Origin of the sequence: Bradyrhizobium xenonodulans (assembly GCF_027594865.1) — a bacterium.
Taxonomy (GTDB): domain Bacteria; phylum Pseudomonadota; class Alphaproteobacteria; order Rhizobiales; family Xanthobacteraceae; genus Bradyrhizobium; species Bradyrhizobium xenonodulans.
The window spans coordinates 5,767,749-5,780,506 of record NZ_CP089391.1 but is presented as its reverse complement, the minus strand read 5'-3'; the positions used below and the strand labels follow the sequence as shown (position 1 = coordinate 5,780,506).

At 64.3% G+C, this 12,758-nt stretch carries 13 protein-coding genes; 11 read left to right on the top strand and 2 right to left on the bottom strand.

Features of this window, described 5'->3' with window-relative positions:
- The first annotated feature begins 13 nt into the window (after positions 1–13).
- The 3 genes from I3J27_RS27535 to I3J27_RS27525 are packed head-to-tail and all read left to right on the top strand — an operon-like array spanning position 14 to position 3,061.
- Positions 14–1,693, top strand: a complete 1,680-nt coding sequence (locus I3J27_RS27535) for a DUF3300 domain-containing protein (RefSeq protein WP_270162024.1) — start codon at positions 14–16, stop codon at positions 1,691–1,693.
- Complete coding sequence (locus I3J27_RS27530; protein ID WP_270162023.1) at positions 1,690–2,607, top strand: DUF2950 domain-containing protein; 918 nt, start codon at positions 1,690–1,692, stop codon at positions 2,605–2,607. The genes I3J27_RS27535 and I3J27_RS27530 overlap by 4 nt, the downstream gene beginning before the upstream one ends.
- A gap of 13 nt (positions 2,608–2,620) precedes the next feature.
- Positions 2,621–3,061, top strand: a complete 441-nt coding sequence (locus I3J27_RS27525) for a hypothetical protein (protein ID WP_370691871.1) — start codon at positions 2,621–2,623, stop codon at positions 3,059–3,061.
- A 153-nt stretch (positions 3,062–3,214) separates the two neighbouring features.
- On the opposite strand, the gene I3J27_RS27520 is transcribed toward I3J27_RS27525, so the two are convergent.
- Positions 3,215–3,973, bottom strand: a complete 759-nt coding sequence (locus I3J27_RS27520; protein ID WP_270162021.1) for an SDR family NAD(P)-dependent oxidoreductase — start codon at positions 3,971–3,973, stop codon at positions 3,215–3,217.
- Positions 3,974–4,137: 164 nt separating this feature from the next.
- On the opposite strand from I3J27_RS27520, the gene I3J27_RS27515 reads away from it, so the two are divergent.
- The 8 genes from I3J27_RS27515 (at position 4,138) to I3J27_RS27480 (ending at position 12,390) form a co-directional block, all read left to right on the top strand.
- Entirely contained in the window at positions 4,138–5,397 is a 1,260-nt protein-coding gene (locus I3J27_RS27515) for an extracellular solute-binding protein (RefSeq protein ID WP_270162020.1), read from the top strand.
- Positions 5,398–5,429: 32 nt separating this feature from the next.
- Positions 5,430–6,338, top strand: coding sequence for a carbohydrate ABC transporter permease (locus tag I3J27_RS27510; protein ID WP_370691984.1), 909 nt, complete (start codon positions 5,430–5,432; stop codon positions 6,336–6,338).
- Positions 6,331–7,179 carry a carbohydrate ABC transporter permease gene (locus I3J27_RS27505; RefSeq protein WP_270162019.1) on the top strand — a complete coding sequence of 283 codons (849 nt, stop codon included), beginning with the start codon at positions 6,331–6,333 and terminating at the stop codon, positions 7,177–7,179. The genes I3J27_RS27510 and I3J27_RS27505 overlap by 8 nt, the downstream gene beginning before the upstream one ends.
- A gap of 22 nt (positions 7,180–7,201) precedes the next feature.
- Positions 7,202–8,299 (top strand): Gfo/Idh/MocA family protein, encoded by a 1,098-nt coding sequence (locus tag I3J27_RS27500; RefSeq protein WP_270162018.1) that lies wholly within the window; start codon positions 7,202–7,204, stop codon positions 8,297–8,299.
- A gap of 10 nt (positions 8,300–8,309) precedes the next feature.
- Positions 8,310–8,954: a ThuA domain-containing protein gene (locus tag I3J27_RS27495; protein ID WP_270172898.1), complete on the top strand. Its 645-nt coding sequence runs from the start codon at positions 8,310–8,312 to the stop codon at positions 8,952–8,954.
- Entirely contained in the window at positions 8,951–10,000 is a 1,050-nt protein-coding gene (locus tag I3J27_RS27490) for a LacI family DNA-binding transcriptional regulator (protein ID WP_270162017.1), read from the top strand. The genes I3J27_RS27495 and I3J27_RS27490 overlap by 4 nt, the downstream gene beginning before the upstream one ends.
- 149 nt (positions 10,001–10,149) lie before the next feature.
- Positions 10,150–11,205 (top strand): sugar phosphate isomerase/epimerase family protein, encoded by a 1,056-nt coding sequence (locus tag I3J27_RS27485; RefSeq protein ID WP_270162016.1) that lies wholly within the window; start codon positions 10,150–10,152, stop codon positions 11,203–11,205.
- 9 nt (positions 11,206–11,214) lie between these two features.
- Positions 11,215–12,390, top strand: a complete 1,176-nt coding sequence (locus I3J27_RS27480; protein WP_270162015.1) for a Gfo/Idh/MocA family protein — start codon at positions 11,215–11,217, stop codon at positions 12,388–12,390.
- Positions 12,391–12,458: 68 nt separating this feature from the next.
- Here I3J27_RS27480 and I3J27_RS27475 read toward each other — a convergent pair whose 3' ends face one another.
- Positions 12,459–12,758 (bottom strand): hypothetical protein, encoded by a 300-nt coding sequence (locus I3J27_RS27475; RefSeq protein WP_270162014.1) that lies wholly within the window; start codon positions 12,756–12,758, stop codon positions 12,459–12,461.

Below are 12,758 nucleotides of genomic sequence, written 5' to 3'. Positions count from 1 at the left end.
CAGGGAGGATGTGATGTTTCGCTGCGGCAAAATCGTGATGGCGCTTGCGCTCATAATGACGACCTCGGTCGCTGCAACGGCGCAGACCACGACGACACCAGCGGCCCCGACTCCGCAGGCGCAGCCGGCGAGCCCGCCCGCAACGTCGGCCGAACCCCTCAAGCCCGAGCAGCTCGAGGCTCTCGTCGCGCCGATCGCGCTCTATCCCGACGAGCTCCTGGCCAATGTGCTGGCGGCCTCCACCTATCCGCTGGAGGTGGTGCAGGCCGACCGCTGGCTGAAGGAGCGCAAGCAGCTCAAGGGTGATGCGCTGAAGACGGAGGTGGACAAGCAGGGCTGGGATGACAGCGTCAAGGCGCTGGCCAGCACGGCCGATGTGTTGACCATGATGAGCGACCAGCTCGATTGGACCAAGAAGCTCGGCGACGCCTTTCTGGCCCAGCAACCCGATGTGATGGATGCGATCCAGCGCCTGCGCACCAAGGCGTACGACAACAAGAAGCTGGTCACGACCAAACAGCAGAAGGTCAGCGTCCAGGCCCAGGAAGGCAAGCAGGTCGTCGTGATCCAGCAGGCCAATCCCGCGGAGATGTATGTGCCGTATTACGATCCTGCGACGGTTTACGGCGGTTGGCCCTACGCGGAGTACCCGCCGTATTATTGGGGCTATCCGTCCTACATCGGCGCGGGCATGGTCGCGGCCGGTCTCGCCTTCGGCACGGCCTGGGCGATCGGTCGCTGGGGTAACTACTGGGGCGGCGGCTGCAATTGGGGCAATCGCAACGTCTACGTCAACCATCGCACCACCAACATCGGCAACGGCTGGCAGCACAATCCGGCGCATCGTCAGGGCGTTCGCTACAACAACAGCAATGTCCAACAGCGCTTCGGGAACAACAATCTGAAGGCGGGCGTGTCGGACCGGATGGATTTTCGCGGTCGTGACGGAAGCCAGGTGCTGCGTCCCAATCAGGGGGCGGGAGACCGTGCGGGCGATCGTGGCGGTCCGGGTGATCGCGCAGGAGACCGTACAGGAGACCGAGCAGGCAATCGTGGCGATCGGCCTGGCGGTGGTGATCGCGCTGGGGCGGCGGATCGTGCCAAGGGCGGCGGCGATCGGGCGAAGGGAGCTAACAAGGGCGGCGGAGATCGCGCCAAGGCTGCAAACCGCGCCGGCGGCGGTGCTGCGGCCAACCGTGGCGGCGGCAATCGTGGCGGCGCAATGAACGTCTCCTCCGGCCGATCGGCAGCCGCAGCGTCGGCGCGCGGACGATCCAGCATGGCGAGCATGCCGCGCGGTGGCGGCGGACCGAGCATGGCCGGACGCGGCGGCGGGGGCGGAATGGCGATGCGTGGCGGGGGAGGCGGCGGCTTCCGTGGCGGAGGCGGAGGAGGCGGATTCCGCGGTGGCGGCGGCGGTGGCCGGCGCTCCGACATTGCGTTGAAGCACGACATCGCGTTGCTTGGCCATCTTCCCAACGGCCTCGGCTACTATCGCTTCAGCTACATCGGCAGCGACAAGACCTATGTCGGCGTGATGGCACAGGAGGTCGAGCAGGTGATGCCCGATGCCGTGACCCGCGGCAGCGATGGCTACCTCCGCGTCTACTATGAGAAGCTCGGACTGACATTCCGCACCTACCGCGACTGGCTCGCCGGTGGCGCGAAGATCCCGGCGGAGGTGATGCCATGACCGGTCTGAAATCGCTCCGCCGCGCGGTGTTGCCGGGCATCATCGCGCTGGCGCTGCTTGGCACTACGTCACAGGCACAGCAATCCTACAAGACGCCGGAAGATGCAGCCGCGGCGCTCGCCGCCGCGGTGAAGAGCGGACCCGACGACATCCTGAAAGTGCTCGGCCGGGCCGCTGACGACATCGTCTCTTCCGGCGACGAGGTCGCCGACAACGACATCCGAGCGCGCTTCACGTCGATGTATGACGCCAAGCACGGCATTAAAGCGGAGGGCAACAAGACTGCGACCTTGATGCTGGGACCGGATGACTTCCCGTTCCCGATCCCGCTGGTCAACACCAAGACCGGCTGGGAGTTCGACACCGGCGAGGGACGCATCGAGGTGCTCCGCCGCCGCATCGGCCGCAACGAACTCGACGCCATCCAGACCGCGCTCGCCTATGTCGATGCGCAGAACGAATACGCCGATAAAGATCGCGGCGAGGGAGCCGGCGTCTATGCGCAGCGTATCGTTTCCTCGCCTGGCAAGAAGGACGGCCTGTTCTGGCGCGACGACAGCGATCCGAGCCCGCTCGGCGCGCTGGCGGCCGAGGCCTCGAGGGAAGGCTATCGCGCAGGCGACGTCGGACCTGCGCCCTATCACGGCTACTACTTTCGCATCCTCAAAGGGCAGGGGCGGGATGCGCCCGGCGGTGCGCTCAACTACGTCGTCAAGGGCAAGATGATCGGCGGCTTCGCCTTGATCGCCTGGCCCGCGGAGTACGGCAATTCGGGCATCACGACCTTCCTGGTCAATCACGCCGGCACTGTCTACCAGAAGGATCTCGGCAAGCGGACGGCGTTCGTCGCAGAGCGCATCACGCTGTTCGATCCCGACGAGACTTGGAAAAAGGTCGATGCAGCGAAGCCCTGAACGGCGCACGTCCATGCGTCCACACGCGCTCCGCCTGATGGCGCTCCTCCTGCTGACGCTCGGCCTGACCATGTCGGCGACGCCGTCCTTCGCGCAAGCGGCCGGCCACGTCAGGGCCAAGATCGTCAAGGCCGGGCTTCTGGTCGGCGGCGGTGCCGGCAGCGGCGTGCTGACCTATCGCGGCAAGACCTATCCGTTCACGATCAGCGGACTGAGTTTCGGCATCACGGTCGGCGCCACCGTCGGTCGGCTGGATGGCTGGGCCTCCGGCATCCGCGAAGTCAGCGACTTCGCCGGCACCTACAGCTCCGTTGGTGGCGGCTTCGCCTTGGTTGGAGGCATCAACGGGGTCCACCTCCGCAATGAGAATGGCGTCACCATCGTTCTGCAAGGACCTAAGGCGGGACTGGAGCTAGCGGCCAATATCAGCCAGATCGCGATATTGCTGCGGTAGGGCCGCGCCCGTGGTGAGCGGGCGCGAGGGGCTGAAAACCCTTAGAGCGATCGATGCAGTCAAGCGCGCAGCGGAAACCGGGGATCTCGCGTCGGTTTGATACCAGCACAGGCATCAACGCCGGCCTGGTGCGCCCACCATTCCCGAAGCATCTCACACCCAGCCGCCATCGACGATGTAGTGCTGGGCGGTGCAGGCGGAAGCTTCGTCCGAGGCGAGGAAGACGGTGAACTTCGCGACCTCGTCCGGCGTCAGCCGTCGCTTCAGGCACTGCCGCTGCTGCAGCTCGATCTCGCCCGCCGGCGTCATCCATTTCTCGAGCTGCCGCTCGGTCATGATCCAGCCGGGCGCGATCGCGTTTACGCGGATGTTGTAGGGACCGTAATCGCGGGCCAGCGAGCGCGTCAATCCGATCACGCCTGATTTGCTGGCGGTGTAGGCGGCCATGCCGCCTTGGCCTGCAATCCACGACACCGACCCGAAATTGACGATGGCGCCGGCATTGGCCGCCTTCATGTCCGGCAGCACGGCTTGCGACGCAAAGAACTGGTGCTTCAGGTTCACCGCGATGCGGTCATCCCAATATTCGGGCGTCATCTCCTCGGTCTTGTGCCGTTCGTCATGCGCGGCGTTGTTGATCAGGATGTTGATCGCGCCGTGCGCCTTGCGTGCCTCCACGACGCCGGCGCGTAGCGCGGGGATGTCGGTGAGGTCGACGTGTTGGAAATGCGCAGACAGTCCCTGATCGGACAGCTCGCGCGCGAAGCGCTGGCCCTCGTCGACCTTGATGTCGAAGAACACGACCTTGGATTTCTGCTCCGCGAAGCACCGCACGATCGCGGCGCCAATTCCCGCTGCACCTCCGGTGACGAGCACCACCTTGCCGGCGAGGTCGGAATAGATGGCGGCCATGGGCACCTCCCAGTCTTTTGCGGGCGGCGCGGCGGGCCGTCCCGACTCTTGTCACGACCTTAGCCAGTCCATCCGTGAGGTGCATAGATCAGAATTTTAGTTGCGCACCTCAAAAATTGAAGGCAGGATTGCGGTCAAAGAATAAGATCGGCTGGGAGGATGTGATGAGACTGCTCGGGAAGCTGGGACTCGCCGCTGCCGCATGCCTGCTTGGCGCCCAAATCGCTGCAGCCGACACGACGGTGAAATGGCTCCACATCGAAGTCAATCCGGTCCAGGTGAAGCTCTGGGAGGAAGTTGCGCGCGCCTATGAGGCTTCGCATCCCGGCGTGAAGGTCGAGATGCAGTTCCTCGAGAACGAGGCCTACAAGGCCAAGCTGCCGACCATCCTGCAATCCAAGGACCGGCCGAACATCATCTACAGCTGGGCCGGCGGTGTCCTGAAGACGCAGATCGAAGCCGGCGTGCTCGATGACATCACCGATCAGGTGAAGGGCTACAGCGACAGCCTCACCCCGGCCGCGCTCGCTGCGTTCACGAGCAATGGCCGCGTCTATGGCCTGCCCACCGCGCTGTCGCAGGTCGGCTTCCTCTGCAACAAGGAGCTGATGGCCAAGGCCAAGGTCGATCCCGCCGGGATCAAGAGCTGGGACGATCTGCTCGCCGCGGTGAAGACACTCAAGGCGGCCGGCGTCACGCCGATCGTGGTTGGCGGCGCGGACAAATGGCCGCTGCATTTCTACTGGACCCATCTTGCGGTGCGCATCGGCGGCAAGCCGGCCTTCGATGCGGCGCTCAAGGGCGAGAACGGTGGCTTCGCCGGCGAGACCTTCCAGAAATCAGGCGAGCTGTTCAAGCAACTTGTCGATCTCCAGCCGTTCCAGAACGGCTTTCTCGGCTTCAAGAACCCCCAGGCCGTCGGCTATTTCGGTGACGGCAAGGCGGCGATGACGCTGGCGATTTCCACCGTCTATCATCTGCAGCGCGCGCTCGCCGCCGACAAGACGGGTCTTTCCGAAGACAAGATCTGCTGGTTCGATTTTCCGGTCGTGGCCGGCGGCAAGGGCGCGCCGACGGATACGCTTGGCGGCATCACCGGCTGGCTGATCACCAAGGGCTCGCCGAAGGAGGCGGTCGATTTCCTGAAATACTTCGTCTCGAAGGACGTGCAGACGCGGCTTGCGGCGGGCAACTTCATCATCCCGGTGGTGCAGGGCGCGGACGCCGGTCTCAACAATTCCTTCATGAAGTTGATCGCGGCTAATCTCGCAAAGTCGAACTACCACCAGAATTTCTATGACCAGAGTCTCGGCCCGTCGGTCGGTCGCGTCGTCAACGACGTCGCCGCGGAGATCGCCGGCGGCAGCATGAGCCCGCAAGACGCCGCGAAAGCAATCGAAGCGGCGTGGAAGCAGGGCAACTGACGGTGGCGCGGCGGCTCGCGATCACGCCGGCGATGGGCGTTGCCGGCGAGACGGCCCCGCAGGCGCTGCGCGGCCCGAGCTGGGACGGCCGCTTCACTGTCCTGATCCTGTTCCTGCCGCCGGCGCTGCTGCTGTTCACGCTGTTCGTGGTGCTTCCGATCGGCGAGGCCGCCTGGTACTCGGCGTTCAACTGGAATGGCTTTGGCAAGCCCACCAACTGGATCGGCTTCGACAATTACCGCTTCGTGCTGGAGACGCGCGCTTTCTGGCTCGCGCTGCGCAACAATGGGCTGATCATCGCGGTCTCGCTCGCGATCCAGCTGCCGCTTGCGCTTACGCTGGCCCTGATGCTCGCCGAGCGCTTTCGTGGGGCCGTGGCGCTGCGCATGTTGTTCTTCATGCCCTATATCCTCGCCGAGATCGCGACCGGGCTGATCTTCTCCTTCGTGTATGACGGCGATTATGGCCTGGTCGCCTCGATCTGGCGCACCTTCGGCGCCGAGCCGCTGCATCTGCTGGCCTCGACCGACACGGCGATGCTGGCGGTGCTGATCGTGATCGTCTGGAAATATTTCGGCTTCCACATGATGCTGTTTATCGCAGCGCTCCAGGGTCTCGACAAGAGCCTGATCGAGGCGGCGCGGATCGACGGCGCAACGCGCTCGCAGGCGCTGCGCCATGTCGTCATCCCCTTGCTTTATCCGACGATCCGCCTCTCCGTGTTCTTCGCGATCGTCGGCTCATTGCAGTTGTTCGATCTCGTGATGCCGCTGACGCGCGGGGGACCGGCGGATTCCTCCAACACGATGGTCAGCTTCCTCTACAACAACGGCATTTCGCGGATGCGGGTCGGCTACGGCAGCGCCATCGGTGTCATCCTGTTCGTGATCTGCGTGACCTTCGCCTTCACTTACAAGCGATGGTTCATGCGCGATGAGTAGTGCCGAGACCACCCGCGCGCCGTTCGACCTCGCCGTGCTGTTCAAGGCGGCGTTCCTCGCTGTTATTGCCGTCTTCGTGCTGGTGCCGCTGCTCGCGACCCTGCTCGGCGGCTTCAAGTCGCTCGGCGAATTGCGCGTCAATCCGTTCGGCTGGCCCACGCACTGGGAGTGGCAGAACTACGCGGACATCCTGTTCTCGGCCCGTTACTGGCAGCTCCTGCGCAACTCGCTGATCATCTCGACGCTCACGGTGACATTGACCTTGATCGTCGCCTCGATGGCGGCATTCACCTTCGCCCACGTCAGATTCTTCGGCAGCTCGATGCTGCTGAGCTACCTGACGCTCGGCCTGCTGTTTCCGGCCGCTACTGCCGTGCTGCCGCTGTTCATCAGGGTGCGCGATCTCGGATTGCTCGATACCTATTTCGGCGTCGCGCTGCCGCAGGTCGCCTTCAGCCTTGCCATGAGCGTGCTGCTGCTGCGACGCTTCTTCAAGGACATTCCCTATGAGCTGCTCGAGGCCGCGCTGGTCGACGGCTGTAGCTACATCAAATTCTTCCGCTACGTGACACTGCCGCTGTCACGACCGATCCTGGCGACCGTTGGCACCATCACCTTCGTCAACAGCTGGAACGCTTATCTGCTGCCGCTGGTGATGCTCAACACCGATGCGCTCTATCCCTGGCCGCTCGGCATCATGATTTACCAGGGCGAGTATTCGTCCGAATGGCACCTGATCCTGGCCTTCATCACGCTCACCATCCTGCCGACGATCATTCTGTTCCTGCTGGCACAGAAGCATATCGTCGCCGGCCTCACCGCAGGCGCGGTCAAGGGGTGAGCAGGACTTCACGGAGAATACGATGAGAAAAGTCGGCGTCGGAATCATCGGCTGCGGTGTGATCAGCACCGCCTATCTCAAGGCAGCGCAGCGCTTCCCGGTCATGGAGGTGAGAGCGCTTGCCGACATGCGCAGCGATGTGGCGGAGCGGCAGGGCGCCGCCTTCGGGCTGCCAGCGATGCGGGTCGATCAGCTGCTCAAACGCGACGACGTCGAGATCGTCGTCAATCTCACCGTCCCGCTCGCCCACACCGACGTCAGTCTCGCGGTGCTGAACGCCGGCAAGCACGTACATTCCGAGAAGCCGCTCGGCATCAACGTCGCCGAAGCGCGCAAGGTCATGGATCTTGCCGCGCAGAAGAATTTGCGCGTCGGCAGCGCGCCTGACACCTTCCTCGGCGGCGGGCATCAGACCGCACGTAAGCTGATCGACGACGGCGCGATCGGCACGCCGGTCGCCGGTAGCGCCTTCTTCGGCTGCCCCGGGCATGAGCGCTGGCATCCGGCGCCCGGCTTCTATTATCTGCGCGGCGGCGGACCAATGCTCGACATGGGGCCGTATTACATTACCGATCTCGTGCAGTTGCTCGGCCCGGTCGCCAGCGTCATGGGCTCGACCGCGCGACCGAGGTCGGAGCGCATCGTCACCAGCCAGCCGATGAACGGCGCGCTGATCCCGGTCGAGGTGCCGACCCATGTCGCGGGCACGCTGGAGTTCGAGAGCGGGGCGGTGGTCTCGATCGCGATGAGCTTTGACGTGCCGAAGCACCGGCACGCGCCGATCGAGATCTATGGCGACAGGGGCAGCATGCTGGTGCCGGACCCGAACCGCTTCGGCGGCGAGGTGCAGGTTGCGAAGACCGGCGGTGAATTTGAGACGGTGCCGTTGACGCACGGTCATGTCGAAGGCGAGTTCCGCTCCATTGGTGTCGCCGACATGGCCTCCGCGATCCTGAACAACCGCCCGCATCGCGCCAGCGGCGCGCTCGCCTTCCACGTGCTGGAGGTGATGGAGGCGTTCCAGATCTCCGCCGACGAAGGGCGGCGCGTCAAGATCGAGAACCGCGTCGAGCGGCCGGCGATGCTGCCGGCCGGACATGAAACCGGACAGGTCGACTGAGGGAATGACCATGCGCAAGGCATTAATTGTGTGGGGCGGCTGGCCGGGACACGATCCCGATTTGTGCGCTTCGATGATCCGCGGCTGGCTGAAGGCGGAAGGCTTTGAGGTCCGGATCGAGACGACGACAGAAGCATTCGGCGATCCGGCGATCCATGATCTGTCGCTGATCATCCCGATCTACACGATGTCGAAGATCGAGAAGGCGGACGCGCTCAACCTCTGCGCGGCGGTGCGTGGTGGCGTCGGGCTCGCCGGTCACCATGGCGGGATGTGCGATGCGTTCCGCGATTCCGTCGACTACCAGTTCATGTGCGGCGGACAGTGGGTGGCGCATCCCGGCAACATCATCGATTACACGGTCGACTTGACCAAGCCGGATGACCCCATCATGCAGGGCCTGAAGAGTTTCGAGCATCGTTCCGAGCAGTACTACATGCATGTTGACCCCGCCAACGAGGTCTTGGCGACGACCACCTTCACGGGCGAGCACGCGCCCTGGATCGACGGCGTGGTGATGCCGGTGGTCTGGAAGAAGCGTTACGGCGCTGGCAGGGTGTTCTATTCCTCGCTCGGCCACCGTGCCTACGAACTCGACGTGCCCGAGATCCGGACGTTGATGACCCGCGGCATGCTGTGGGCGGCGCGCGAATGACGGCTGGCGCGATGCAGCCGGCTGTTCGCGCCACGCTCGAGGACGTCGCGCGTGCGGCGGGCGTTTCGCTTGCGACCGTCGATCGCGTCGTCAACCGGCGCGAGGGCGTCCGCGCCAAGACGGTTGCGCGTGTCGAGGCCGCCGTCGCCAAGCTCGGCTACCGCGCGGACGTGGCGGCCGCCCGGCTGGCGCGCGGGCAGAGTTTTCGCTTCGCCTTCGTGCTGCCGACCGGCAGCAACAGCTTCATGACCAATTTGACCGAACAGGTCCAGCGCACCGCGGAGTGGCTCGCCGGCCAACGCGGCTTCATCGATATCCTCCATGTCGACGTGTTCGATCCGGATGTGCTGGCAGGCGCGCTCGAAAACCTGTCGCCGGCCTATCAGGGCGTCGCCGTCATCGCGCTGGACCATCCCAGGGTGCGGGCCGCAATCGACGAGCTCACCGCGCGCGGGGTCGCCGTGGTCACGCTGGTGTCGGACGCGCCAAGTTCGCGCCGCCTGCACTATGTCGGCATCGACAACCCGGCCGCGGGACGGACCGCGTCGACGCTGATGGGACGTTTCCTGGCCGGGCGCGAGGGGACGGTCGCCGTGATCGCGGGATCGTTGTCGCTGCGCGATCATACCGAGCGGCAGTTCGGCTTCCACCAGATCCTGTCCAGCGAATATCCAACCCTGGTCGCGCTCCCGGTCATCGAAGGCCGCGACGACAGCGAGCGTACGCGGAAGCTCACCGCCGCGCTGCTCGCGCACCATGCCGATCTTCGCGGCATCTACTGCTGTGGCGCCGGAAACCGCGGCATCGCCGATGCGCTCGAGGCCTCTGGCCGCGCACGCGAGGTGGTCTGGATCACTCACGAGCTCACCCAGCACACGCGGCGGTTCCTGGTCCGCGGCACGCTCGATGCCATCATCAACCAGGATCCAGGGCACGAGGCACGGTCTGCGGCGCGCATCCTGCTCGCGCATTGTTCGGGCGAGCCGATCAGCCCCGACCAGGAACGCATCCGCATTGACATTTTCCTGCGGGACAATCTGCCGTAGCTTCGAGTTCTCGAAATGAGCGCGCCGCCTCAAAAAAACTTTCTGGTAGCGTGATCGTGGCGAGCGGCAGCGGAAGTCGCTCGACGGCATCGTAAGCCGACGGGCGGCTCTACGTATGTAAACGTTATGGGACATTCGGGAGAAAACTCATGAAGTCGATGAAGGGCCCAGCCATTTTCCTGGCGCAGTTCGCCGGGGATGCGCCTCCGTTCAACTCCCTTGACGCGATCTGCAAATGGGCGTCGTCACTCGGCTACAAGGGTGTACAGATCCCGACTTGGGACGCGCGCCTGTTCGATCTGAAGAGGGCGTCCGATTCAAAGACCTATTGCGACGAGATCAGCGGAGTCGCGGCACGTCACGGTCTGGCGATCACCGAACTCTCCACTCATCTCCAGGGACAGCTCGTCGCGGTCCACCCTGCCTATGATGCTGCCTTCGATGGCTTTGCGGCGCCGGAAGTGCGCGGTAACCCATCGGCACGTACCGAATGGGCGATCGACCAGGTGATGCGCGCGCTGAGAGCATCGAAACATCTCGGCCTGAAAGCGCATGCAACCTTTTCCGGCGCCTTGGCATGGCCCTATATCTATCCGTGGCCGCAGCGGCCGGCCGGCCTTGTCGAAGCGGCGTTCGACGAGTTGGCAAGACGCTGGACCCCGCTGCTGGACCATGCCGACGAGAACGGCGTCGACCTCTGCTACGAGATTCATCCAGGCGAGGACCTGCATGACGGCGTCAGCTACGAGATGTTCCTCGAACGGGTGAAGAGCCACCCGCGGGCGAACCTGCTGTACGATCCGTCGCACCTCCTGCTCCAACAGCTCGATTATCTCGATTACATCGACATCTATCACGAGCGCATAAAAGCCTTCCACGTCAAGGATGCGGAATTCAATCCCACGGGCCGACAAGGCGTTTATGGTGGTTTCCAGAGTTGGGTGAATCGAGCGGGCCGGTTTCGCTCGCTGGGCGACGGGCAGGTCGATTTCGGCGGCATCTTCTCCAAACTGACGGCCTATGATTTCGACAGCTGGGCGGTGCTGGAGTGGGAATGCGCGCTCAAGCACCCCGAGGACGGTGCGCGCGAAGGCGCTGAGTTCATCAAACATCACATCATCCGCGTTACCGAGCGCGCCTTCGACGACTTTGCCGGGGCGGGCGCCGACGAATTAGCGAACCGCAAAATGCTCGGACTGGCGTAGGAGGTTCGCATGGCGATTGGAGCAAGCGGGTCCGACAGCACGAGCGGCCGTGTCAGACTTGGGATGGTGGGCGGCGGTCAGGGCGCATTTATCGGTGCCGTTCATCGCATAGCAGCACGGATCGACGGGCAGTTCGAACTGGTCGCGGGCGCGCTGTCTTCAGATCCCGCCCGGGCGAAGGCGTCGGCCGTGGAACTCGGCATCGCTGCGGAAAGATCCTACGGATCGTTCGAGGAGATGGCGAGGGCCGAGGCCGCGCGCCCCGACGGGATCGAGGCGGTGTCGATCGTGACGCCAAACCACGTGCACGCGCCCGCTGCGCGCGCTTTCCTCGAGGCTGGCATCCATGTGATCTGCGACAAGCCGATGACGACCACGGTGGCGGAGGCGGAACGGCTGGTCGATCTCGTGGAAAGCAGCGGGAAGGTGTTCGTCCTCACTCACAATTACACTGGTTATCCGATGGTGCGGCAGGCACGCGCCATGATCGGCAAAGGTGAATTGGGTGACGTCCGCGTCGTGCAGGTCGAATATCCGCAAGACTGGCTTACCGAGCGCGCCGAGCTTTCGGGAAGCAAGCAGGCCGAGTGGCGCACGGATCCAAAGCGTTCGGGAGCCGGCGGCTGCATCGGCGATATCGGAACACACGCCTACAATCTCGCTGCATTCGTCACCGGACTGGAGACTGAAGCAATCCTGGCGCAGCTCACCACCTTCGTGCCCGGCCGCCTGCTCGACGACCACGTCCAGATCATGTTGCGCTACAAGGGCGGCGCGCGTGGCCTGCTGTGGGCAAGCCAGGTGGCAGTCGGCAACGAGAACGCCCTCAAGCTGCGCATCTACGGCACCAAGGGCGGATTGGAATGGACCCAGGAAGACCCGAACTATCTGTGGTTCACCCGCTTCGGCCAGCCGAAGCAGCTGCTCACTCGCGCCGGCGCCGGGGCTCAGCCTGAAGCTGCCCGCGTCTCCCGTCTGCCGGGTGGACACCCCGAAGGGTATCTTGAGGGCTTTGCCACAATCTATGCCGAAGCTGCGCGGGCAATTCGCGCGGCGCGGACGGGCGCTTCGCCCGATCCCGGAACGATCTATCCGACCGTACAGGACGGCTTGGCCGGCATGCGCTTCATCGAGGCAGCTGTAACATCTTCGAAAGCCGGCAACATATGGACCAAGGTCGGATGAGGGCGCTCGCCAGCCGTCGGTAGACCCTTGGGCGTCAAGCCGGCTTGCTGGTTTCAAATCGGCAGCTCCTACGGCGTTCGTTCGATATGAGCCCGGATCGCGTGTCGCTCGGCGTCGATCCAGCCATGCTCACGGGCCTTGGCCACCATCTCCGCGTAGCGCTGATCCCAGTCCGCATCGTCGGGGCGGCCCGCCAGGGTCGGGACCAGGTCGATCGCGACAAGGGCATCACGATGGTCAAGAAGCGTGATCCCGTTCCAGCTCTGCGCTTCGGGGCGGGCATCGGCACGCAGCACCAGCTTGAACCGGCGGAAGTCGAACGGTTCAGCCAGGCGGACAACGCCGCCGTCCAGGCATTCGATGATCAC